Annotated in this window: 24 protein-coding genes; 8 read left to right on the forward strand and 16 right to left on the reverse strand. The window is 62.3% G+C overall.

Annotated elements, in window-relative coordinates; genetic code table 11:
* Positions 1–44: 44 nt before the first annotated feature.
* Together ACZ5ZH_RS01625 and ACZ5ZH_RS01630 are read right to left on the reverse strand one after the other, a co-directional pair.
* Positions 45–1,268 (reverse strand): dihydroorotase, encoded by a 1,224-nt coding sequence (locus ACZ5ZH_RS01625; protein WP_464771966.1) that lies wholly within the window; start codon positions 1,266–1,268, stop codon positions 45–47.
* On the reverse strand, positions 1,265–2,260 hold the full coding sequence (locus ACZ5ZH_RS01630) for an aspartate carbamoyltransferase catalytic subunit (protein ID WP_464771967.1): 996 nt from the start codon (positions 2,258–2,260) through the stop codon (positions 1,265–1,267). Before ACZ5ZH_RS01630 ends, ACZ5ZH_RS01625 begins: the two co-directional genes overlap by 4 nt.
* An 81-nt stretch (positions 2,261–2,341) precedes the next feature.
* Here ACZ5ZH_RS01630 and ACZ5ZH_RS01635 point away from each other — a divergent pair, with 81 nt between their 5' ends.
* Positions 2,342–2,773 carry a DUF488 domain-containing protein gene (locus ACZ5ZH_RS01635; protein ID WP_464771968.1) on the forward strand — a complete coding sequence of 144 codons (432 nt, stop codon included), beginning with the start codon at positions 2,342–2,344 and terminating at the stop codon, positions 2,771–2,773.
* Positions 2,774–2,777: 4 nt separating this feature from the next.
* Here the strand turns inward: ACZ5ZH_RS01635 and ACZ5ZH_RS01640 are convergent, their stop codons facing one another.
* Genes ACZ5ZH_RS01640 through ACZ5ZH_RS01655 form a run of 4 tightly spaced genes read right to left on the reverse strand, consistent with a single transcriptional unit; the run spans position 2,778 to position 6,972 of the window.
* The gene (locus ACZ5ZH_RS01640; protein ID WP_464772572.1) at positions 2,778–3,536 is read right to left on the reverse strand and encodes a TIGR02186 family protein; all 759 of its coding nucleotides are present in this window, start codon (positions 3,534–3,536) and stop codon (positions 2,778–2,780) included.
* A gap of 2 nt (positions 3,537–3,538) precedes the next feature.
* Entirely contained in the window at positions 3,539–4,453 is a 915-nt protein-coding gene (locus ACZ5ZH_RS01645) for a sulfite exporter TauE/SafE family protein (RefSeq protein ID WP_464771969.1), read from the reverse strand.
* A 60-nt stretch (positions 4,454–4,513) separates the two neighbouring features.
* The gene (locus ACZ5ZH_RS01650) at positions 4,514–5,578 is read right to left on the reverse strand and encodes a hypothetical protein (protein ID WP_464775199.1); all 1,065 of its coding nucleotides are present in this window, start codon (positions 5,576–5,578) and stop codon (positions 4,514–4,516) included.
* 8 nt (positions 5,579–5,586) lie between these two features.
* Positions 5,587–6,972 (reverse strand): glycosyl transferase family protein, encoded by a 1,386-nt coding sequence (locus tag ACZ5ZH_RS01655; protein WP_460987605.1) that lies wholly within the window; start codon positions 6,970–6,972, stop codon positions 5,587–5,589.
* Positions 6,973–7,244: 272 nt separating this feature from the next.
* Between ACZ5ZH_RS01655 and ACZ5ZH_RS01660 the strand changes: the two genes are divergently transcribed.
* Positions 7,245–7,424, forward strand: a complete 180-nt coding sequence (locus ACZ5ZH_RS01660; protein ID WP_196225497.1) for a hypothetical protein — start codon at positions 7,245–7,247, stop codon at positions 7,422–7,424.
* A gap of 13 nt (positions 7,425–7,437) precedes the next feature.
* On the opposite strand, the gene ACZ5ZH_RS01665 is transcribed toward ACZ5ZH_RS01660, so the two are convergent.
* Positions 7,438–7,836: a low affinity iron permease family protein gene (locus ACZ5ZH_RS01665; RefSeq protein ID WP_449471410.1), complete on the reverse strand. Its 399-nt coding sequence runs from the start codon at positions 7,834–7,836 to the stop codon at positions 7,438–7,440.
* Between the two features lie 61 nt (positions 7,837–7,897).
* Between ACZ5ZH_RS01665 and ACZ5ZH_RS01670 the strand changes: the two genes are divergently transcribed.
* From ACZ5ZH_RS01670 to ACZ5ZH_RS01685, 4 genes are all read left to right on the forward strand, one after another.
* Complete coding sequence (locus ACZ5ZH_RS01670) at positions 7,898–8,230, forward strand: hypothetical protein (protein ID WP_460987606.1); 333 nt, start codon at positions 7,898–7,900, stop codon at positions 8,228–8,230.
* Positions 8,231–8,372: 142 nt separating this feature from the next.
* On the forward strand, positions 8,373–9,572 hold the full coding sequence (sucC, locus tag ACZ5ZH_RS01675) for an ADP-forming succinate--CoA ligase subunit beta (protein ID WP_464771971.1): 1,200 nt from the start codon (positions 8,373–8,375) through the stop codon (positions 9,570–9,572).
* Positions 9,573–9,683: 111 nt separating this feature from the next.
* The gene (locus ACZ5ZH_RS01680; protein ID WP_464771972.1) at positions 9,684–10,433 is read left to right on the forward strand and encodes an electron transfer flavoprotein subunit beta/FixA family protein; all 750 of its coding nucleotides are present in this window, start codon (positions 9,684–9,686) and stop codon (positions 10,431–10,433) included.
* Positions 10,430–11,359, forward strand: a complete 930-nt coding sequence (locus ACZ5ZH_RS01685; protein WP_464771973.1) for an electron transfer flavoprotein subunit alpha/FixB family protein — start codon at positions 10,430–10,432, stop codon at positions 11,357–11,359. The genes ACZ5ZH_RS01680 and ACZ5ZH_RS01685 overlap by 4 nt, the downstream gene beginning before the upstream one ends.
* A 62-nt stretch (positions 11,360–11,421) precedes the next feature.
* Here the strand turns inward: ACZ5ZH_RS01685 and ACZ5ZH_RS01690 are convergent, their stop codons facing one another.
* The 8 genes from ACZ5ZH_RS01690 to ACZ5ZH_RS01725 all read right to left on the reverse strand — a co-directional run bounded on the left by ACZ5ZH_RS01690 (position 11,422) and on the right by ACZ5ZH_RS01725 (position 14,920).
* Positions 11,422–11,760 carry a glycine zipper 2TM domain-containing protein gene (locus tag ACZ5ZH_RS01690; RefSeq protein WP_464771974.1) on the reverse strand — a complete coding sequence of 113 codons (339 nt, stop codon included), beginning with the start codon at positions 11,758–11,760 and terminating at the stop codon, positions 11,422–11,424.
* 218 nt (positions 11,761–11,978) lie between these two features.
* Positions 11,979–12,218, reverse strand: coding sequence for a hypothetical protein (locus ACZ5ZH_RS01695; protein WP_464771975.1), 240 nt, complete (start codon positions 12,216–12,218; stop codon positions 11,979–11,981).
* 249 nt (positions 12,219–12,467) lie between these two features.
* Positions 12,468–12,677, reverse strand: a complete 210-nt coding sequence (locus ACZ5ZH_RS01700; protein ID WP_464771976.1) for a hypothetical protein — start codon at positions 12,675–12,677, stop codon at positions 12,468–12,470.
* A gap of 64 nt (positions 12,678–12,741) precedes the next feature.
* Complete coding sequence (locus ACZ5ZH_RS01705; RefSeq protein ID WP_449471421.1) at positions 12,742–12,954, reverse strand: cold-shock protein; 213 nt, start codon at positions 12,952–12,954, stop codon at positions 12,742–12,744.
* Positions 12,955–13,133: 179 nt separating this feature from the next.
* Positions 13,134–14,147 (reverse strand): hypothetical protein, encoded by a 1,014-nt coding sequence (locus ACZ5ZH_RS01710; protein ID WP_464771977.1) that lies wholly within the window; start codon positions 14,145–14,147, stop codon positions 13,134–13,136.
* Between the two features lie 90 nt (positions 14,148–14,237).
* Positions 14,238–14,513 (reverse strand): type II toxin-antitoxin system RelE/ParE family toxin, encoded by a 276-nt coding sequence (locus ACZ5ZH_RS01715; RefSeq protein ID WP_464771978.1) that lies wholly within the window; start codon positions 14,511–14,513, stop codon positions 14,238–14,240.
* Positions 14,513–14,695 carry a type II toxin-antitoxin system RelB family antitoxin gene (relB, locus tag ACZ5ZH_RS01720; protein ID WP_192666660.1) on the reverse strand — a complete coding sequence of 61 codons (183 nt, stop codon included), beginning with the start codon at positions 14,693–14,695 and terminating at the stop codon, positions 14,513–14,515. The genes ACZ5ZH_RS01715 and relB overlap by 1 nt, the downstream gene beginning before the upstream one ends.
* A 42-nt stretch (positions 14,696–14,737) precedes the next feature.
* Complete coding sequence (locus tag ACZ5ZH_RS01725) at positions 14,738–14,920, reverse strand: hypothetical protein (protein ID WP_464771979.1); 183 nt, start codon at positions 14,918–14,920, stop codon at positions 14,738–14,740.
* 92 nt (positions 14,921–15,012) lie between these two features.
* On the opposite strand from ACZ5ZH_RS01725, the gene ACZ5ZH_RS01730 reads away from it, so the two are divergent.
* Positions 15,013–15,720 carry a hypothetical protein gene (locus ACZ5ZH_RS01730; RefSeq protein WP_464771980.1) on the forward strand — a complete coding sequence of 236 codons (708 nt, stop codon included), beginning with the start codon at positions 15,013–15,015 and terminating at the stop codon, positions 15,718–15,720.
* A 494-nt stretch (positions 15,721–16,214) separates the two neighbouring features.
* Here ACZ5ZH_RS01730 and uvrA read toward each other — a convergent pair whose 3' ends face one another.
* Positions 16,215–19,163 (reverse strand): excinuclease ABC subunit UvrA, encoded by a 2,949-nt coding sequence (uvrA, locus tag ACZ5ZH_RS01735; protein WP_464771981.1) that lies wholly within the window; start codon positions 19,161–19,163, stop codon positions 16,215–16,217.
* A 480-nt stretch (positions 19,164–19,643) separates the two neighbouring features.
* On the opposite strand from uvrA, the gene ACZ5ZH_RS01740 reads away from it, so the two are divergent.
* Positions 19,644–20,009: a UrcA family protein gene (locus ACZ5ZH_RS01740; RefSeq protein WP_464771982.1), complete on the forward strand. Its 366-nt coding sequence runs from the start codon at positions 19,644–19,646 to the stop codon at positions 20,007–20,009.
* The last annotated feature ends 34 nt before the right edge of the window (positions 20,010–20,043 follow it).

Genomic DNA, 20,043 nt, shown 5'->3' on the forward strand with positions numbered 1-20,043 from the left:
AGGGCGCTTTAGCGTGGCCTGCGGGGGAGAGCAAGCAGGAAACTTTAGAGGAAAATGCCGCCTTTCATCACGCGGCGGGTGCGGCCCTGTACCGGCATCCGGTCGAAGGGCGTGTTGCCCGCCTGCGCCGCCATTTTCGTGGAATCTATGATCCATGGCGCGTCGGGATCGATGAAGATGAGGTCGGCGGCGCTACCGGCCGCGAAGCTTCCCGCATCGACGCCCAGGATGCGGGCCGGATTGGCGCTGAGCAGCATCATCAGGCGCGTCATCGACAGATGTCCTTCGCGCACGAGGTTCAGCGATAGGGCTAGCAACGTCTCGGCTCCAGCCATGCCGGGAGAAGCGTCGGCGAAGGGTAACCTCTTATCCTCGGGGCCACGGGGGTCGTGACTGGAAGTGATCACATCCACCGTCCCGTCGGCGACCGCGACGATCGAGGCCCTGCGGTCATCCTCCGACCTTAGTGGAGGCGACAGGCGCGCGAAGGTGCGGAAGTTGGTGACGGCATTGTCGGCAAGGTAAAGATAGGCAGGGCTGATCCCGCAGGTGACCTTTACGCCTTCGGCCTTTGCCGCGCGTATGAGGTCAAAGCCCGCCTTGGTCGTCACGAGCCGGAAGTGGATGGCGGCGCCCGTTTCCTTCGCCAGCATGAGGTCGCGGGCGATCGCGATTGCTTCGGCGCATGCAGGTGCATGGGGAAGGCCCAGCCGGGTCGCCGTTTCGCCGCTGGTTGCGACTGCCTTGCCCGCGAGGCCGCTGTCTTCGGCATGCGTGATGACGGTCAGGCCAAGGCCCGACGCATATGCGAGCACCCGCATCATCACGCCTGAATCCGCTATCCATTGCCGCCCTGTAGCCACCGCCTTGGCGCCCGCTGCCTGCATCATGCCGATTTCCGCCAGCTCGCCGCCTTTGAGGCCCCGCGTGGCAGCAGCGATCGGATGCACCCAGAAATCGGGCTTTCCCGCGCGCGCGGCCTGACGGATGAGGCCAGCCTCATCCAGCGGGGAGGACTGGTCGGGCATCAGGGCGGCCCGCGTGATCCCGCCGAAGTGGAAGGCAGGCTTGTCGGTAGCGAACACGCCCAGATCGATGAGGCCCGGAGCCACCACCAGCCCGGCGGCGTCGATCGTTTCCGCGTCGTCCGGCACATCGACATTGCCCGAAGCGATGATCTGATCGCCTTCGATCAGGATCGCGCCAGTGCGGACGTCGCGGGCAGCGGGGTCAGCCAGCTTCGCGTTGATGATGGCAAGCTTGCTCATGCCCAACCCTCCACGCCGCGTGCGCCACGGGTCAGCACATCCAGACAGGCCATGCGGATGGCTACGCCCATTTCCACCTGTTCCGTGATGGCGGAGCGATCCGGATCATCCGCCACCACGCTCGATATTTCGACGCCGCGGTTCATTGGGCCAGGATGCATGACCAATGCGTCCGGCTTGGCAATGGCGAGCCGTTCGGGCGTCAGGCCGTAAAGCATATGATATTCGCGAGGCGAGGGGATGAAGGCGCCGTCCATCCGTTCATTCTGGAGGCGCAGCATCATCACGACATCGGCGCCATCCAACCCTTCGTCCATCCGATTATAGGGCGTGGCGCCCAGCATCTCCACCTCCGGCGGCATCAAGGTCGGCGGCGCGACGGCCCGTACCTGCGCGCCCAGAGCCGCGAGGCAGAGCATGTTGGAGCGCGCGACGCGGCTATGCAGCACATCCCCGCAAATCGCGACGACAAGGCCCTCAAATCCTCCCTTGCGGCGGCGGATGGTGAGGGCGTCAAGCAGGGCCTGGGTTGGATGCTGGTGCCAGCCATCGCCAGCATTCAAGACCGGGCAGTCCACCATGTCCGAGATCAGGGCAACTGCGCCCGAACTCGCATGACGAATGACGATCACGTCGGCGGCCATGGCGTTGAGCGTCATGGCCGTGTCGATCAGGGTCTCGCCCTTCTTCACGCTCGACTGCCCGGCATGCATGTTCACGACGTCGGCGCCCAGACGCTTGCCCGCGATTTCGAACGACAGCAGGGTGCGGGTGCTGTTTTCGAAGAAGGCATTGATTTGCGTCATACCGGCTAGGCGGTCGTCATGCTTGCGCGCATTGCCCCGGTTGGTCCGCGCCCAATGTTCCGCCTCATCCAGTAGGAAACGGATTTCCCAAGGCTTCAGGTCGGCGATGGAGAGAAGATGCCGATGCGGAAACAACGCCCGGCCGGTCAGGTCGGACGAGGTGGGGGGAACGGTTATGTCGGGCATGAACGGACCCTTTAGGCGAGGGCAGGAAAGAGGGCAAGACGGGAAGCTTGGAAGTTCCGTCCGCTTTCCTATCTGCTTGGGATGCGGATTTTCACGATCGGGTATGAAGGGGCTACGCAGGGCGAGCTGATAGCGGCGCTGCGGGAGGCAGGCGTCACGTTGCTGGCGGACATCAGGGCGGTTCCGCTTTCGCGCCGGCCGGGCTTTTCCAAGAACATTTTGGCGGCTGGGCTGAAGGAGGCCGGGATCGACTATGTCGGGCTGAAGGCGCTGGGCACGCCCGCTGAGGGTCGGGAGGCGGCTCGCAAGGGCAATCATGCGAAACTTCGGGAGATTTATTCGGGGCAACTCGACCTGCCGGAAGCGATCGTCCAGGCGGAACAGTTGCGCGACTTGGCGCGAGAGCGGCCCACGGCTTTGCTGTGCTTTGAGCGGGAGGCAGACGGATGCCATCGCTCCTTATTGCTGGAGTATCTTTTCCCAGACGACGAGCGTGTGGACCTGAAGCCTTGAACCGTTAGAAGCGCCGCGCGATGGCTCCGGCGGTCCAGCCCATGCCCACCGCCAGCAAAATGGCGGTAAGGCCGTACAAGAAGGACCATCGTTCGGCGGCCACCGCCATGAAACGTTCGAACCCCGACTTGCGGATGGTGATGTCGCGGACGGCGGCGGCAACGACCCGGCCATCCTGCACGAGGAAGGTTTCCGCTGTATAATCGCCGACGATGACGCGCGCGGGCAGCGGGATGCGTGCCCGGTATAACACGCCATCGGTGATCTCCACCGAGCCGGGCCGTTCGGCGAACAATCCCGATCGTTCGCGCAGGTCGATCAACCCGGCCTGGAAACGATCAAGCTCGGCGCTGTCATTGAGAGAGGACGGGGACAGTTGCAGCTTGTCCACGCCCAGTTCGTAGATCGCGGCCGTCCGTTCATCGACGACGTTGGCGATCGGACGGGAAGAGGCGACCGCATAAAAGCTGGGCGCGGAGCGGAAGCGGGCGCTGTCCGCATTGACCCAGATGCCAGCGACCTTTTGTTTCTCGCGCATGGTGATGGATTGGTCGGGGCCTTTCAGCACAACCAATATGTCCGCAGGTTTGCTGGGCCGACGACCGTCGGGATAGACGATCGCTCCAAACAGCAGGAGGTCGGCGCCGGTGAAGCTGTACTGGATCTCCACTTCCCGTTGCGAGACGTCGGGGACGAGCATCGGCTCCCCTGCCGCGCCGAGCAGTGTCGAGAGGGGGAGGAGCAGTGCGAGACGGGCGCGCAGGTTCAACGCACTTCCACCGTGTAGATTTCGTCGGGGCGGAAGCCGAGACCCAACGCCATGCGCGCGGCGACCAGCAGTACGATCACCGACAATAATATGCGTAGATATTCGGGGCGAGCGGTCATGGAAATGCGGGTGCCGATCTGTGCCCCCGTCACGCTGCCGATCAGAAGCAGCATCGCGAGGACAAGATCGACCGCCTTCGTCGTCATGGCGTGCATCATCGTCGTTGCCATGGTGACGAACAATATCTGAAACAGCGAAGTGCCCACCACCGACTGGGTGGTCATGCCAAGCAGGTAAAGCATGGCGGGCACAAGGATGAAGCCGCCGCCGACGCCCAGCAGGGTTGTGAGTATCCCCGTCGCAACACCGAGCAGCAACGGTGCGAGGGGAGAGATGTAAAGCCCCGAGCGATAGAAGCGCCACCGCATCGGCAGCGCGGCGACCAGGGGGTGATGGCGGCGCTTGCGGGCCTGCATGCGTTTGCCCGTTTTCAACAGGATCAGCGCCTGGACGGACTCCTTCGCCATCAACATGCCGATGCCGCCGAGCATCAGGACATAAAGGATGCCGATCGCCGTATCGATCTGCCCTATGGACTGGAGCAGCCGGAACAACAGCACGCCGATGCCCGCTCCAATGATGCCGCCACCGATCAGGACGCCGCCCATCCGGAAATCGACGGTGCCCCTGGCCATGTGGGTAACGACGCCCGATACGCTGGCGCCGGTGACCTGGGACGCGGCGGACGCTGCCGCCACGGTTGGCGGAATGCCGTAGAAGATCAGCAGGGGCGTGGTCAGGAAGCCGCCGCCGACGCCGAACATGCCGGAGAGCAGGCCGACCACACCGCCCAGGGCAATGATCACCAGCGCGTTCACCGACAGATTGGCGATGGGCAGGTAGAGATCCATGTGCCTACAGGGTTAGGCCGAATGGATGGCAAGATAAAGGCGCTGCGCGTCCGCCCCGCGTTAAAAATCCGCGCCGAGGGTAAGAGTGAGACCGGATGAGGGCGATGCCTCTCCCGCTATGCGCTGCCGCCATTCGATGCTGAGCCGCGATGCGACGCGGGGGAGTGGCAGGCGGACCTGAACCTCCGGCCCGATGTCAACGCGCTCCACCTGCGGTTGCGCGCCTCCCGATACGCTGAGACCGGTGCGTACGGGCGTCCCCGCTATAGGCGTAAGCAGGGAAAGTTTGCCGTCAGCGAACAGATCGCGCCGGTTGAACCCGACCAGGCCCGCCTGTCCATAAGCCTCCGCTTCCAATTCGCCCAGAACTGGAGTGGGGCCGAAGCCGCCCACCGCAAACAGCGCGTTGGCATTGCGCGCGCCATCTCCCAGAGAGATCCGGCGCTCCGCCGCGATGGAGATCGGAATTGATCGGGCAGGTTGCCAGGCTATCCCGGCGGCAGCCTCAGGTGAAGCGGGGCGATTGAAGGCGCGGCTCACGCGGCCATAGAGGGCGGCGCGGCCGGTGCTGGCTGGCGTCAGATCATAATCGAGCCGGAGTCCCGCTTGCGACCCGCCGAGCCTGCCGCCTGTGACAAGATCCTGCGGATTTGCGCTACCGTCGCGCCAGAGGAGCCACGCGCTGCCGCGCCAGCGGCGTACTTTGGCGCCGTCTGAGGGCGTTGGCGGCCAAGCGGGCGGGGCGGGCTGGGCAAAGTTGGATGGTCTGCTGGCCTGAGCGGCTTCTTCGATTTTCCGATCGAAGGGCGCCTGGCCGTCCTCGGATTTGCCCATGGCACTTTGAAACGAAGTGTTAAAGGCTGGGGTAATCCCCCTTCTCGGCTCCGCAGCGCGTATCCTGCTCATCGGCCAATTGGCGACGAGCAGTGGGGTTGGCGTGGCCGGAATCGGTACGGTCTTTTGCGGAGAAGGCGCGGTCAGGCGGGCGGCTGCAACCGGGATCGGTCGTGGCGGCAAGGGCGCGACGGTACCTCCAAACATGGCGCTCGCGACCCGAATGATCACCCAGCCGGTCATAAGCACAAGGAAAAAGCGGACAGGCCGTCCGCTGGCGCTGTTGGTCATGTTGATCTTTAAAGCTGGGGGAAGCGATGCTGTGTCTTGTCCCAGACCAGCGGCTTTCCGAACAGGGAGTGAAGGTAGAGGAAGACCGCGCGGCGGGCCGCAAGCATCGCAATCAGATTGGCGAGAATGGAACGGGGGATCGCGCCGATCCCATAAATCCATCCGTAGCTGCGGCCGACAAAAATGGCCCGCATCGCGGCGCGCCAGGTCATGAAGGCAAAGTTCAGCCAGAGCAGCAGTTCGACGAACGGGGATGGCTGGTGAGCGGCTTCGAGGCCGAACCAGCTTGCCATGAGTAGCAGGCCCCAAAGCAGAAAGGCGACGTAAGCAGCGAAGAGAACGAAGGCGGCAATGGCCGCGCGCCGGTCACGGATGCGCATCCACCATTCGGTGGGGCCGCCCTGCCATCCCATGCGGTCCCAACCAGCAAGCGAGATTCCGACCATCCAGCGTGCTTTCTGGCGGACGGCGCCGTCCAGGCTGTCCGGAAAATATTCACGCGTAGCGACAAGCTCGCCTGCGGCATCGCGCATCCGCACGAAAACGCCACGCCCGCCCATATTCTTGATCCGGAGACCAACTTCATAATCTTCCGTGAGGGAAGCGGGGTCGAACGGACCCCCGTTCGCCGGATTGACGAGCCGTTCGAGTGTCAGTCGTTCGAATGCGCAGGCAACTCCGGCGGACGGAACCGACGCACCCACAGCTTCGCGGATCGTCAAATATTTCCCATGGCTCTCGGCAAATTCGTCGCAATAATGATTGGCGATGGAGCGTGCCCACCAGCCGCCTTCTCCGGTGAGTGGAAGAACCGGCAACTGAACCAGTTGGAAGCGATCGATCATCACATCGAATAGCCGGACTTCGTCGGCGTGGACGACATCTTCGGCGTCGTGCAAGACTACGGCCTTGAACATTCTGCCGGTGCGCGCCTCCTCTTCCTGCATGGCGCGCCAGAGGAGGTTGAGACAGTCCGCCTTGGTCGTGGGACCCGGCCGGTCGTTGATACAGACTACGAGACGGTCGTCCTGATCCGCGATCGGGTTGACGGCCGCCAAAGTGGCAAGGTCATTGGGATAGACGCCGACGAAAATGCGATAGTCGCCGACGGACCATTGGTTGAGTGCATTGCGCAACATCGGGCCGATCACATCGGCTTCACCCCAGGCGGGAACGAAGACGCCTATCTTGCCAGGCTTTGAAGAGGCGGGCAGCGTCGCCGTCGTCATGCGCCTATGGCGAGAATAGACCGCGATGTTTCGCCACCAGCGGCGGCCCAGGAACATGACATCCACGAGAAAATCGTCGATCCCGCCAATGGCCAGCCCCACCACGGCGAACAACAGAATTTCATGATAAATGATCGCCAGAACCGCGGTCAGCGATTGCGCCATGTTGAATGCCCCCTGCAAGCCGAGGCGCATTGGCAAATTACTTTGGGATTTCATAGCCCTCGCGCATATTTTTTGCACAGGGCGAAAATCTTTGATTATTTCACCGAAGGCTCCGACCGGGCGCGATTTCCGTCAAGTTGCTCCAGTAGCGCGTTGGATGGAATGGCCTCATTGATGCGGCAGTGCTAACGTCTCCACTGCCGGAAAGACGACTCGTCTAAAGAGTTGCGGCACCCCAACCAGTCTCATCAGCGATAGGTAGGAGGGCGTGAATGACCGGAGAGATGGATGTCAATTACCTACTGCACAGGCAGCAGGTGTCGTTGATACGAGCGCAGATGAGCCATTCCAAAAAAGGGCGTGCTGCTTATGAGGGGTTGGCTCGTGGATATGGTGATCAGATCGATGCATATCGTGAGGAAAATGTGCGGTTAGTGAATTCCGCACACTGATGGTGGGCGTCCGTTACCGCCGCTGGATCAACCGCTCTATTGACCGGTGGTGACTTTCCTCGCTGTCATATTCCCTTTCCAGCATAGCTTTCAGACGTTCAAGATCGGTTTCGGTCAGATGTTCGATGCCGATGAATTCGTTTCGGGCATCGGTGACGGCGCGGATGAGTTCGTCAAGCTTTGCCTGGATCGCTGACCCGTCGCGATTCTGAGCGTTCTGGATCAGGAAGACCATGAGAAAGGTCACGATCGTCGTGCCCGTGTTGATGATGAGCTGCCAGGTGTCGGAATAATGGAAGATCGGCCCGGTCAATATCCAGCCGATGATCGTGGCCGACGCCAATATGAACGCCAGGGGCTGCCCGGACCAGCTGGCGACGCGATGCGCGAAGGCTCCGAAAATTTTGTCCATGTCTTGTCCCCGTGGCGGCCCATTTACCCTGTGTTCAGGCTCTGATTGCCATGAAGCGCGCATGACGACCATATCCATTCGCGCCTTTGCGCTCGCTTTGCCTGCCGCTGCTTTGCTGCTGTCCTCCTGCGCGACGGTGTCACCCGAATCGAAAGTGCGGGCGGGGCTGATTGAAGCGGGGCTTTCGCCGCGGATGGCGGGGTGCATGGCGGAGCGGATGGTGGATCGGCTGAGCCTGATCCAGCTGCGGCGGCTCCAGTCGCTGGCGTCGCTCCGCAAGTCGCACATGGGGGAGATAACGGTGGATCGATTCCTCTACAAGGTGCGGGCGCTGGAGGATCCGGAGATATTCATGGTGACGAGCAAGGCGGCGATCGTCTGCGCGATTGAATGAAGGAAGTGGTGAATTGAACGCGATTCCGGGAAATGATTTTGCAATTTTGCAAAGTTGATTTGCGAAACGAGACTGGCGTCCCCCGCGTCCCTGTGCTTTAGCCCCGTCAACAGCTTTTCAGGCGAAAGGACGGGCCGGGCCCATGAACATTCACGAATATCAGGCGAAAGAACTGCTGGCGAAATATGGCGCGCCGATCGCCGCCGGTTACGCCGCTTTCTCGGTCGATGAAGCCGTCGAAGCCGCGAAGAAGCTGCCTGGGCCGCTTTATGTCGTGAAGTCGCAGATCCACGCTGGTGGCCGCGGAAAGGGCAAGTTTAAGGAACTGGGCCCCGACGCGAAGGGCGGCGTTCGCCTGGCCTTCAACCTGGACGAGGTGAAGGCCCACGCCACCGATATGCTGGGCAATACGCTGGTCACGATCCAGACCGGCGATGCGGGTAAGCAGGTCAACCGCCTCTACGTCACCGACGGCGCCGACATCGCCAAGGAATTCTACCTCGCCCTACTGGTCGATCGTGGCAGCAGCCGCATCGCGTTCGTCGTATCGACCGAAGGCGGCATGGACATTGAAGAGGTCGCCCACTCGACCCCCGAAAAAATCCACACCTTCACCGTCGATCCCGCCGCTGGCTTCCAGCCGCACCACGGCCGTTCGGTCGCTGCCGCCCTGGGCCTGACCGGCGATCAGGCGAAGCAGGCCGCCAAGGTCGCATCGTCGCTCTACGCTGCGTTCCTCGACACCGACGCCGAGCAGATCGAAGTCAATCCGCTGGCGTTGACCGAGCAGGGCAATCTGCTGGTGCTGGACGCCAAGGTCGGTTTCGACGGCAACGCCATGTTTCGTCACAAGGACATTGCCGAGCTGCGCGACCTGACCGAAGAAGACCCGGCTGAAGTCGAAGCGAGCGAATATGATCTCGCCTACATCAAGCTGGACGGTAACATCGGTTGCATGGTGAACGGCGCGGGCCTCGCCATGGCGACGATGGACATCATCAAGCTGAACGGCGAATTCCCCGCCAACTTCCTGGACGTCGGTGGCGGCGCCAACAAGGAGAAGGTAACTGCGGCCTTCAAGATCATCCTGAAGGACCCGGCCGTTAAGGGCATTCTCGTCAACATCTTCGGTGGCATCATGAAGTGCGACATCATTGCCGAGGGCATTGTCGCCGCCGCCAAGGAAGTTGATCTGTCGGTTCCTCTGGTCGTTCGCCTGGAAGGCACGAACGTCCAGCAGGGCAAGGACATTCTGGCCTCGTCCGGTCTCGCCATCGTCCCCGCCGACGATCTGGGCGACGCGGCCAAGAAGATCGTGGCGGAAGTGAGGAAAGCAGCCTGAGGCACTTTCCCGCCACTTGAACGAACACCATGGGGCGCAGGCGGTCTTTAGGGGCCGCCTGCGTCCTTGTCCGCATATGCGGGCTGTTGTGTGAAACGAAAGGATGTTGCGATGAAGATCCTTGTGCCCGTGAAGCGGGTCATTGACTATAATGTGAAGCCGCGGGTGAAGGCGGACGGGACGGGTGTTGATCTGGCGAACGTCAAGATGAGCATGAACCCGTTCGACGAGATCGCGGTCGAGGAAGCCATCCGCCTGAAGGAAAAGGGCGTGGCGACCGAGGTCGTCGCGGTATCGATCGGCGTCGCCAAGGCGCAGGAAACGCTGCGCACGGCGCTGGCCATGGGCGCGGATCGTGCGATCCTGATCCAGACCGACGATGAGGTCGAGCCGCTGGGCGTCGCCAAGCTGCTCGCCAAGGTGCAGGAAGAAGAAGGCGCTGGCCTGATCATCCTGGGCAAGCAGGCGATCGACGACGACAGCAACCAGACCGGCCAGATGCTGGCGGCTCTGCTGAACCTGCCGCAGGGCACGTTCGCATCGAAGGTCGAGGTCGAAGGCGACAAGGTCAGCGTGACCCGCGAAGTCGATGGCGGCCTGGAGACGGTGAAGCTGAACATCCCTGCGATCGTCACCACCGACCTGCGTTTGAATGAGCCGCGCTATGCTTCGCTGCCCAACATCATGAAGGCGAAGAGCAAGCCGCTCGCGACGAAGGCACCCGCCGATTATGGCGTGGACATCAGCGCCCGTCTGGAGACGCTGAAGGTCACCGAGCCCGCCAAGCGTTCGGCTGGCGTCAAGGTCGCCGATGTCGATGAACTGGTCGCGAAGCTCAAGGCTCTGGGAGTTGCAGCATGAAGACTCTGGTATGGGTTGAACATGAGGGCGGCGCCGTCAAGGACGCGACCCTTTCCGCCGTCACCGCCGCTGCGAAGCTGGGTGAAGTGCATCTGCTGGTCGCTGGCGCTGGTGTCGGCGCTGTGGGTGAGGCCGCTGCCAAGATCGCTGGCGTGGGCAAGGTCCATGTCGCCGATGACGCGGCATTCGGTCATGCCTTGCCTGAAAATGTCGCGCCGCTGATCGTCGAGCTGATGGGCAGCCATGACGCGTTCGTCGCGCCTGCCACCAGCAACGGCAAGAATATTGCGCCGCGCGTCGCGGCTCTGCTGGACGTCATGCAGATCAGCGACATCCTGTCGGTCGAGAGCGAAGATACCTTCACGCGCCCGATCTATGCCGGCAATGCGATCGCGACCGTCAAGTCGAAGGATGCGAAGAAGGTCATCACCGTTCGTGGCACCGCTTTTGAGAAGGCGGCTCGCGAGGGTGGCTCGGGTGCGGTGGAAGCCGTTGCCTCGACCGGCGACAAGGGTCTGTCGAGCTTCGTCGGCGCCGAGATCGCCAAGCAGGAGCGCCCGGAACTGACCAGCGCCAAGATCATCGTGTCGGGTGGTCGTGCGCTGAAGGATGGCGAAACGTTTGAGCAGGTCATCTTCCCGCTGGCGGACAAGCTGGGCGCGGCGGTTGGCGCATCGCGTGCGGCTGTTGATGCGGGCTACGTGCCGAACGACTATCAGGTCGGGCAGACTGGCAAGATCGTGGCGCCGGAAGTCTATATCGCTGTGGGTATCTCCGGCGCGATCCAGCATCTGGCGGGGATGAAGGACAGCAAGACCATCATCGCCATCAACAAGGATGAGGATGCGCCGATCTTCCAGGTCGCGGACATCGGCCTGGTCGGCGACCTGTTCAAGGTCGTGCCGGAGCTTACGGGCAAGCTGTAAGCAACTTCCTCATCCCGCAAGGGTAATGAAGAGGGCGCGGCCGATGGTCGCGCCCTTTTTTCTTATTCGCAGCGGACGCTGCTGCGATCGATCGCGTTGCCGGCGATTGCGCCGCCGCCTGCGCCGAGGATGGTGCCGAGCGTCTTTGAGCCGCCGGGGGCGATGATATTGCCCAGGACGCCGCCCGCGATCGCGCCGACTATCGTGCCAGTGGTGCCGTCGTTGCGCTTGCAATAATAGCGGCCGTCATTGTCGCGGTAGATATAGTCATCGTCGGTGATCACTCGGCCGTAATAGCCTCCTGCGGGGCGATTGTAGCCATGGCGGTCGGCGTAGCGATCCGTAGTGCAGGCCGCCAGCGGCAGGGCCAGCAAGGCAGCGGCGATTATCGGGGTGCGCATCAGTCACTCTCCTATTCTTTGGCCCCCGGCTGCGTAACAACCCTTCAAATCCGGGTAAGTTGCGTGGGCGGAACGGCTTTATGGGGAGAGGGACAGGCGGACATTAGTCCACCCGCCACGGCGCCGCGAAAGGGGGGAAACGCGGGCCGGGCGGGCGGTGGCCAGCGGCCAGAGGGATAAGCCGCCGGGATGGGTATTTTTAAAGTGTCAGCCGCGTGTCAGCTGGCGAGGGTTGAACCCGGCGCTGTATGGCGCGGTTGGGTGGGCGTGATCGCCGGGGACATGTTGCTGCCGCCGAGGCTGCTGCTGGTGGAGTTGCCGGTGCGGTTCGAGATGTCGTCGCGGGCCTTGTTGTAGCGGGTGACGAGGTCTTCCTTGAACTCGGTCAGCTTGCCTTCGTCGTACAGTTTCTTGCCGACATAGCCTGCGATGGCGCCGAAAATCAGAGTGCGGATCATTGCGTCTAGCTCCTTACCGGATGTTCCTGTCAGGGTCGCGGAGATAACCGGTCAGGAGGCGTCGGGTTCCGGACGCTTTGGAGTATTCGACAAGATGAGCGGCTGTGGCGATGTGCCGGAGGGGCGCGCGGTGACGTCACAGGGGAGAGCCGCAGGAAGCGGCGCGCTTTTTCTCGGTGCGCATTTCCCGGCCTGGTCGATCGATCGCCTCGGCGGGGGGCATGACCGGGTGTCCCGGCCAGCAATGCTTCAGGCGCTGACGGCGCTGCTTTGTGCGAGCGCGGCGGCTGATGCAGCTTCGCGGCGGGCGCGGTTGCGGTCGGCGAGGTCCTGGCGTTCGGCCATGGCGAGGAAGGTTGCTTCCGAACGGAGGCAGCGGTCGCGGACGTTGGTGAGGGTGGCGGCCTGGGCTTCGTTGCGAGCCTGGGCGGCGAGGGCGCGATAGTCGGGGTGCGTCATATGCGCTCCTTTGTCAGATAGTGCCCGGGCGCCATGGAAACGGCGCCCGGACGGTCAGCATGGCTTATTCAGCGTGCTGAAGATTTACGGCCGCCATCTTGCCGCGACGATCCTGTTCCAGATCATAGGTCACGCGGTCCTTTTCGCGCAGCGTGGCCAGGCCAGCGCGCTCGACAGCGGTGATGTGGACGAACGCGTCGGGGGTGCCGTCGTCAGGGGCAATGAAGCCATAGCCCTTGTCGGCGTTGAAGAATTTGACGGTTCCGGTGATGCTCATGGTAGTTCCTTCGTTCGTACGGTCTGTCCAGCGTGGACGGACCGGTCGCTAGAGGGGCAGGGAAAGAAGGAAGTTTGGTGCCGCAAAGCGCCGAAAGACCGTCGATTTGCGACTATAGCCTGTCCTATATAGGGGACGGGGGCCGAAATAGCAAATCGGCGGCCCAAATGAGGCCGTCATCACCCCGCCTCTTCCAGCGCCGCGAAGCCGAAAAAGGCGTCACGCGCCACTGCGGCGGCGGCTTCGTAGGGGCGGCGCTGGGCTTCCTCTAGCGCGGCCAAGGCTTCGCTTTCCTGTGGGGTCAGGTCGCGCTCATAACCGTCAATGTCGTAGATGTCGCCGCTCTCTTCGCCGTTAAAGCCGGGCGGGGCGGGATAGTCGGTGCGCCAGGCTTCCCGCTCCTCATCCCACCATGCGCCGCGCAGGCGGGCGGCGGCTTCGTCGGGCGGGAGGGTGGCGCGATCGACCAGCGGAGGGCGAAGTTCACAGTGTTCATGGAAGGGGTGGGCTTCAGCCTTTTTGCCCTCATGCAGCGCCATGCGGGCGGCGATGAAGAGGGCGGCGGAGGCTCCGGGGGAGAGAGCGGTGGCGGTGGCTTCGATGCTGGCGGGGAGGGTGGGATCGGACGGGTCTGCGGCGGGCGGGGCGGCTTCGTTGCTGTCCGGGGTGAGGGCGGGGTGGTTTTCCGCTGTTGGGGCTTGGGCGGGCGCGGCTTCCTTTGGCGCTTGTTCCTGCGGGCAGAGCATGTCGAGATAGGCGGCGAAATCCTGCGCGACGACGCGGGCGAGGGCGGCGTCGGAGCCTTGCGGAGGGTTGTCGGCCATGCGGTCGAGGCGGGAGAGCATCGACATGGCGAGGCGGTTGTCGTGGCGGTGGCGGGTGATTTCTCCGGCGTCGGCGTCCTTGCGGATCACTTCCTCATGGCCGTTGAGCGCACGGGCGAGCAGATCGTCGGCGAGGCGCGCGCGGGCGATGAGGATGGCCGCGTCCCAGCCAAGGCGAAAGGCCGCGCCGTCGCGGCGGATGCGCAAGGCATAGGCGGCGCGGGGCGAGATGTGGACGGCGTCGCAGGCCGTGGTGATGACGCCGGTGGCGGCGAGGGTTTCAAGGAAGTGCCGCTGCCGCGCGGGGCTCCAGCCGTCGACGCGGCTTTGCTGCGCGGGGGTGGGGAGAGAAGGGAAGTGGTAGGACATCGGCAAAGCTCCTTTTTATGGGAGGGTTTGCCGGGACGGTATAACAGGTTGGGGGGTGTAGGACAGAACAAAAGGAGAACGGTTGTGGCGTCAGGGATATTGCTGGCGGGTGTGTTTGACCGACAGCACTTCTATGACGTCGGTTCCGACACGGTAGACGAGCATGTAGTTTGGGGTGACGAGTGCTTCCCGCGTCTCGGGGACGCGACCGGCGCGATACATGTAAGGATGATCGGCCAAGCGCTCGGCGGTATATTCCAGCAATTCTGCAAGGCGAGCAGCGGCGGCGGGATTGCGATCAGAGATATAGTCGACGATGCGCCGAGCATCCTCGCGCGCGATCGGGCGCCAGATAATTTGCGGCATCAGGCGTGCTTGGCTTTCTTCGCCTCAATGATCGCGCGCAGTTCCGCCATGACCTGATCGTGCGGGATGCCGGGCCGGGGATCGGCCAAGGACGCCTCCACCTGCGCGCGGAACCAGGCGTCATAAGCCTCGGCTTCCTCGGTCGTCGCGAACTCGGACTCGATAGGGGTGAGCTTGGTCATGAAGATAGCATATCAGTAGGTGGCGACGCTTCCAACGGCGGATTACCAGTTGCCACCGGCTACCTTGATGGCCTTGAGCAGAGCCTTTTTGGAGGCGGTGCGGCGGGTGCCGCTGTTGCGGGGCATGTCGGCGTCGGTGATGCCGAGTTCGGCGCGGCGGCGGGCGATCTTGCGCTCGAGTTCTTCGAGCGTGATCGGTTCAGGGGTTGAGGTCGTCGATGCCATAATCGCCCGCCGTTTCGTAGCGGATGCGCTTTCCCATATGATCCATGCGCCTTCCACTGCAATGATAACGCTAGAGTTGAACATGAAAATGAGTGATTGCAAAGATAATCGCAAAGAAAATGATAGTGAGACGAGTTGAGGGGTTGACGAACTCCCGTGATATTCTCATACCCATACTGCCTGATATCGCTCAAGAATCGGGGGAAATTAGTACCGACGGCAACGCCCTCGGTTGCGGGATTGATATGTCAGATCACTTGGATGCAGCAAAGGAATACCTACGCCTGATGGAGCGATGGCGTAAGGCTGCGGAGGCGAAGGGTGACAGCGCGATGGTGGCGACTTATGATCGCCGTCTCGGATTTCTGAACGCGCTTGTTAGTGAAGTGGAAGAATTCCGAAGGATCACTAAGCCAATTCCAGCGTCTTACGGAGATCTAAGCGATCTTCCGACAGAATTGATGAAAGAGCTGTCAGGCGTTAAGGTGGATGATCTTGAGCAGCAGATCTATACCGTAATCAAATCAGGCGGAGTAGAGGTCGATTTGGATGCTGTATTGATTGAACTGTTTCGTCGGTTTCAGGTCATTCAAACTCGAAAATTCCTGCAAAATAAGCTTTGGCGAATGGCGCAAAAGGAACTGATCTTTTCGGTTCCCAGCCGCAAGGGCGTGTATTCTGCAGTGCGGCCTCAATCTGAGGCCGCAACGGAGGCCGGCACAAGCCCACAAGCCGATTTCAGCAATTCCTTTGGCTCCTCTACTTGGAGCGATGATCTGGATTCCGAGGTGCCGTTTTGAGCGCCTCAAACGAGAATGGGGCGCCCAAGGGCACCCCAGACGCAGGAGAGGTGGCAGCCTCTCCAGACTTAAACCTTTGCCTGCAGCGGCAATCGATCCAAGGCGGTTCTGTCCTCGGAAAGGAGGAATGAAATGCTAGTCAGAGTGGCGGCTAGCGGCACCCTGTGGTGCTATATAGCCATTACCAGATTAACATAACGTTCCGGCGTGACGGATTTCTTCGTCACGCCGCTGGCGTATCACGACCCAATTTTAGGCGCAACGGAGTTTTGAGTGATGGCTAAGAAGCAGTCGTCTCCCTCTGTCTCATCATTGGCTTCCAAAGTGCTTTCGGGTGCCAAGAAGCCTACCGCTGCAGATGCAAAGCGACTAGCCGCCTCGGTGCTTTCGCAGGATGAGAAAAAGGGTAAATGACATTCAGCATTCTGCTGGACTAAATGTAAGCAGCGTGTGGTTGTGAATGACAGTAACCACACGCTGCTAGTTGGGGCTGATTACTCCGCCGCCACAGCCTCCATCCCCAACAACGGCGCGAGATAGCGCCCGGTAAAGCTCCGGGCGTTCTTCGCGACCTTTTCGGGCGTGCCTTCGGCGACGACTTCGCCGCCCTTGACGCCGCCCTCTGGACCCATGTCGATGATCCAGTCGGCGGTCTTGATGACGTCGAGATTATGCTCGATCACGACCACGCTGTTGCCCTGTTCGACCAGGGCGTGGAGGACTTCGAGGAGTTTGCGGACGTCTTCGAAGTGGAGGCCGGTGGTGGGCTCGTCCAATATGTAGAGGGTCTGGCCGGTGGCGCGGCGGGAGAGTTCCTTGGCGAGCTTGACGCGCTGGGCTTCGCCGCCGGACAGGGTGGTGGCTTGCTGGCCGACCTTTATGTAGCCGAGGCCGACTTCGGCGAGCATCGCCATCTTGTCGCGGATGGGGGGGACGGCCTTGAAGAATTCCACCGCGTCCTCGACGGTCATGTCCAGCACGTCGGCGATGCTGTGGCCCTTGAACTTCACCTCCAGCGTTTCGCGATTGTAGCGGGCGCCGTGGCAGACGTCGCAGGTGACGTAGACGTCGGGGAGGAAGTGCATCTCGATCTTGAGCAGGCCGTCGCCGGTGCAGGCTTCGCAGCGGCCGCCTTTCACGTTGAAGCTGAAGCGGCCGGGCTTGTAGCCGCGCGCCTGCGCTTCGGGGAGGCCGGCGAACCAGTCGCGGATGTTGGTGAAGGCTCCCGTGTAGGTCGCCGGGTTGGAGCGGGGGGTGCGGCCGATGGGCGACTGGTCGATGTCGATCACCTTGTCGCAATGTTCAAGGCCGGTGACTTTGTCATGCGGGCCAGCGACGATGCGCGCGCCGTTCAGGGTGCGGGCGGACGCGGCGTAGAGGGTGTCGATGGTGAAGCTGGACTTGCCCGAGCCGGAGACGCCGGTGATGCAGGTGAAGGTGCCGAGGGGGATCGACGCCGTGACGTTTTGCAGGTTGTTGGCGCGGGCGTTGTGGACGGTGAGCTTCTTGCCATTGCCCTTGCGGCGCTTTGCGGGGACTTCGATGCGGCGGGTGCCGTTGAGATAGTCCGCGGTCAGGCTGTCGCGGTGGGCTAGCAGTTCGTTGAGGGTGCCTTGGGCGACGATGGTGCCGCCGTGGACGCCTGCGCCCGGCCCCATGTCGACGATATAGTCGGCCATGCGGATCGCGTCCTCGTCATGCTCGACGACGATGACGGTGTTGCCGAGGTCGCGCAGGCGCTTCAAGGTGACGAGCAGGCGGTCATTATCGCGCTGGTGCAGGCCGATGCTGGGTTCGTCGAGGACGTAGAGGACGCCCGAGAGGCCGCTGCCGATCTGGGACGCGAGGCGGATGCGCTGGGACTCGCCGCCCGACAGGGTGCCGCTGGTGCGGTCGAGGTTCAGATAGTCGAGGCCGACATTGTTGAGGAAGCCGAGGCGCTCGACAATTTCCTTGAGGATGGCCTTGGCGATCTGGTTCTGCTGGTCGGTGAGGTGCGCGGGGAGGGTGGAGAAGAAGCCGAGCGCGTCCACCACCGAGCGGCGGGTGGACATGGAGATGTCCTCGCCCGCGATCTTGACGGCGCGGGCTTCGGGTTTGAGGCGGGCGCCGTGGCAGGTCTCGCACGGCATGGCGGTTTGATATTTGCTCAGCTCCTCGCGCATCCAGGCGGAGTCGGTCTGGAGGAGGCGGCGGTTCAAGTTGCCGATGACGCCTTCGAAGGGCTTTTTGACCTCGTAGGATTTTTTGCCGTCTACGAACTTTAGCGTGACGGGCTTGCCTGCGGTGCCGTGGAGGATAATGATTTTTACCTCTGGGGGGAGGTCTTGCCAGGGGGTTTCGAGGTTGAAGCCGAATTCCTTGGCCAGGGAGCCCAGGACTTGCGTGTAATAGGGGCTGGGCGGGTTGGATTTGGCCCAGGGGACTATGGCGCCTTTTTTGAGGGTTAGGTGCTCGTTGGGGACTACGAGTTCGGGGTCGAATTCCTGGCGTTCTCCGAGGCCGTCGCAGGCGGGGCAGGCGCCTTGGGGGGCGTTGAAGGAGAAGAGGCGGGGTTCGATTTCCGGGATGGTGAAGCCGGAGACGGGGCAGGCGAATTTTTCGCTGAAGACTATGCGGTTGTCGGGGATGCCGGCGTTTTTCATTTTTCCGGGTGTTGGCGCTGGCCCACCCCCGGCCCCTCCCGCCTGCGGGAGGGGGGAAGTGAGGTCGGCGACGGTGCCGTCGGCCAGGTCCACATAGGCCAGGCCGTCGGCGAGCTTTAGGGCTTGTTCGAAGCTGTCGGCTAGGCGGGTGGACATGTCGGCATCCACGGCGAGACGGTCGACTACGACTTCGATGTCATGCTTGTATTTCTTGTCGAGGGCGGGGGCGTCTTCGATCAGGACCATTTCGCCGTCGATGCGGACGCGGGTGTAGCCGGCCTTCTGCCACTCCAGCAGTTCCTTCTTATACTCGCCCTTGCGGCCGCGCACGACGGGGGCGAGGAGGTAGAAGCGGGTGCCCTCCGGCAATTGCATGACGCGGTCGACCATCTGGCTGACGGTCTGGGCGCTGATCGGTTCTCCGGTCGCGGGGGAGTAGGGGACGCCGACGCGCGCCCAGAGGAGGCGCATATAGTCGTAGATTTCGGTGACCGTGGCGACGGTGGAGCGCGGGTTGCGGCTGGTCGTCTTCTGTTCGATCGAAATGGCGGGGGAGAGGCCGTCGATATGCTCGACATCGGGTTTCTGCATCATCTCAAGGAACTGGCGGGCGTAGGCGGAGAGGGATTCCACATAGCGGCGCTGACCCTCTGCATAGATGGTGTCGAAGGCTAGGGAGGATTTGCCTGAGCCGGACAGGCCGGTGATGACGATCAGGCTGTCGCGGGGTAGATCGACGTCCACGCCCTTGAGGTTGTGCTCACGCGCGCCGCGTACGGAAATTGTGGTCAGACTCATGGGGCGTGTTGTTCCAGATTTGTTCTTTGGGGGCAAGGCCGTTGCCGGGCTATGGGCGCGGATATGGGATAGCAGGCGGCGGCTCGCAAGCGGCCCATGCTTTCCAGCGCGAGCAGGCGGCGGGTCACCGAAAGGTAGAGCGATATTAACCGATCAGGTGTATAAGGGCCGCGACGGGAAAGCTGCGGCGGTGGCGTCTCGACTTCTGTAGATATGAGAGATCCCGGATAGCCCGACAGCATCCCGGATACGCCCCCGGCCGTCCCTTGCGCCGGGGGCGTTTTCTTGTTCGGTCAATTTCGACGAATGATGTTTTACGCTACGTCAACAAGGCTTTTTGGGATCGACAGAGGCAGCTGGCCTGTTTAAATCTGCGCCCTGCCGGAAGGACTGACGGGTCCCAGCCTTCGCGGCTTTATCGCGGACCAGGTCGCCTGAAGAGCGACGAGTCCCAAGCAGTTCAATCGAAGGGGGACCATCATGACATTTTTTATCAATCGCACCGGCGGTGCCATGCTGGCGGCACTGTCTGCCACCGTGTTGATGGGCGCGGCGGCGCAGGCGAGCGTTATTCCGTTTGAATCCAACGGCCGTACGATCGATGTGCGCTATGACGATCTGGACCTGTCGAAGAAGTCGGGTCAGCAGGAATTGAATGCCCGCATCCGCCGTGCTGCGGTGAAGGTGTGTCCGGGCCGGACCATGCAGGATTTGCGGTCGTGCCAGATCGCGGCGGTGGATCATGTCCGTGAGCCGGTCGCCATCGCGATCGCCAAGGCGCAGGGTCAGGATGCGAGCCGCTTTGCCGAGATGGGCAAGGATAAGGTGCCGGGCGCGGGGAAGTGAGGCTTTGCGTTTGAGGGGGGGAGTGATTGGCTCT

This window comes from Sphingobium sp. TomMM7A (assembly GCF_055397305.1).

Bases quoted from the DNA above. Each gene is read 5' to 3' on its own strand.
- ACZ5ZH_RS01625 (WP_464771966.1), bottom strand. From the start codon at position 1,268: ATGAGCAAGCTTGCCATCATCAACGCGAAGCTGGCTGACCCCGCTGCC.
- ACZ5ZH_RS01630 (WP_464771967.1), bottom strand. From the start codon at position 2,260: ATGCCCGACATAACCGTTCCCCCCACCTCGTCCGACCTGACCGGCCGG.
- ACZ5ZH_RS01635 (WP_464771968.1), top strand. From the start codon at position 2,342: ATGCGGATTTTCACGATCGGGTATGAAGGGGCTACGCAGGGCGAGCTG.
- ACZ5ZH_RS01645 (WP_464771969.1), bottom strand. From the start codon at position 4,453: ATGGATCTCTACCTGCCCATCGCCAATCTGTCGGTGAACGCGCTGGTG.
- ACZ5ZH_RS01650 (WP_464775199.1), bottom strand. From the start codon at position 5,578: ATGACCAACAGCGCCAGCGGACGGCCTGTCCGCTTTTTCCTTGTGCTT.
- ACZ5ZH_RS01655 (WP_460987605.1), bottom strand. From the start codon at position 6,972: ATGGCGCAATCGCTGACCGCGGTTCTGGCGATCATTTATCATGAAATT.
- ACZ5ZH_RS01660 (WP_196225497.1), top strand. From the start codon at position 7,245: ATGACCGGAGAGATGGATGTCAATTACCTACTGCACAGGCAGCAGGTG.
- ACZ5ZH_RS01665 (WP_449471410.1), bottom strand. From the start codon at position 7,836: ATGGACAAAATTTTCGGAGCCTTCGCGCATCGCGTCGCCAGCTGGTCC.
- ACZ5ZH_RS01670 (WP_460987606.1), top strand. From the start codon at position 7,898: ATGACGACCATATCCATTCGCGCCTTTGCGCTCGCTTTGCCTGCCGCT.
- sucC (WP_464771971.1), top strand. From the start codon at position 8,373: ATGAACATTCACGAATATCAGGCGAAAGAACTGCTGGCGAAATATGGC.
- ACZ5ZH_RS01680 (WP_464771972.1), top strand. From the start codon at position 9,684: ATGAAGATCCTTGTGCCCGTGAAGCGGGTCATTGACTATAATGTGAAG.
- ACZ5ZH_RS01685 (WP_464771973.1), top strand. From the start codon at position 10,430: ATGAAGACTCTGGTATGGGTTGAACATGAGGGCGGCGCCGTCAAGGAC.
- ACZ5ZH_RS01690 (WP_464771974.1), bottom strand. From the start codon at position 11,760: ATGCGCACCCCGATAATCGCCGCTGCCTTGCTGGCCCTGCCGCTGGCG.
- ACZ5ZH_RS01695 (WP_464771975.1), bottom strand. From the start codon at position 12,218: ATGATCCGCACTCTGATTTTCGGCGCCATCGCAGGCTATGTCGGCAAG.
- ACZ5ZH_RS01700 (WP_464771976.1), bottom strand. From the start codon at position 12,677: ATGACGCACCCCGACTATCGCGCCCTCGCCGCCCAGGCTCGCAACGAA.
- ACZ5ZH_RS01705 (WP_449471421.1), bottom strand. From the start codon at position 12,954: ATGAGCATCACCGGAACCGTCAAATTCTTCAACGCCGACAAGGGCTAT.
- ACZ5ZH_RS01710 (WP_464771977.1), bottom strand. From the start codon at position 14,147: ATGTCCTACCACTTCCCTTCTCTCCCCACCCCCGCGCAGCAAAGCCGC.
- ACZ5ZH_RS01715 (WP_464771978.1), bottom strand. From the start codon at position 14,513: ATGCCGCAAATTATCTGGCGCCCGATCGCGCGCGAGGATGCTCGGCGC.
- relB (WP_192666660.1), bottom strand. From the start codon at position 14,695: ATGACCAAGCTCACCCCTATCGAGTCCGAGTTCGCGACGACCGAGGAA.
- ACZ5ZH_RS01725 (WP_464771979.1), bottom strand. From the start codon at position 14,920: ATGGCATCGACGACCTCAACCCCTGAACCGATCACGCTCGAAGAACTC.
- uvrA (WP_464771981.1), bottom strand. From the start codon at position 19,163: ATGAGTCTGACCACAATTTCCGTACGCGGCGCGCGTGAGCACAACCTC.
- ACZ5ZH_RS01740 (WP_464771982.1), top strand. From the start codon at position 19,644: ATGACATTTTTTATCAATCGCACCGGCGGTGCCATGCTGGCGGCACTG.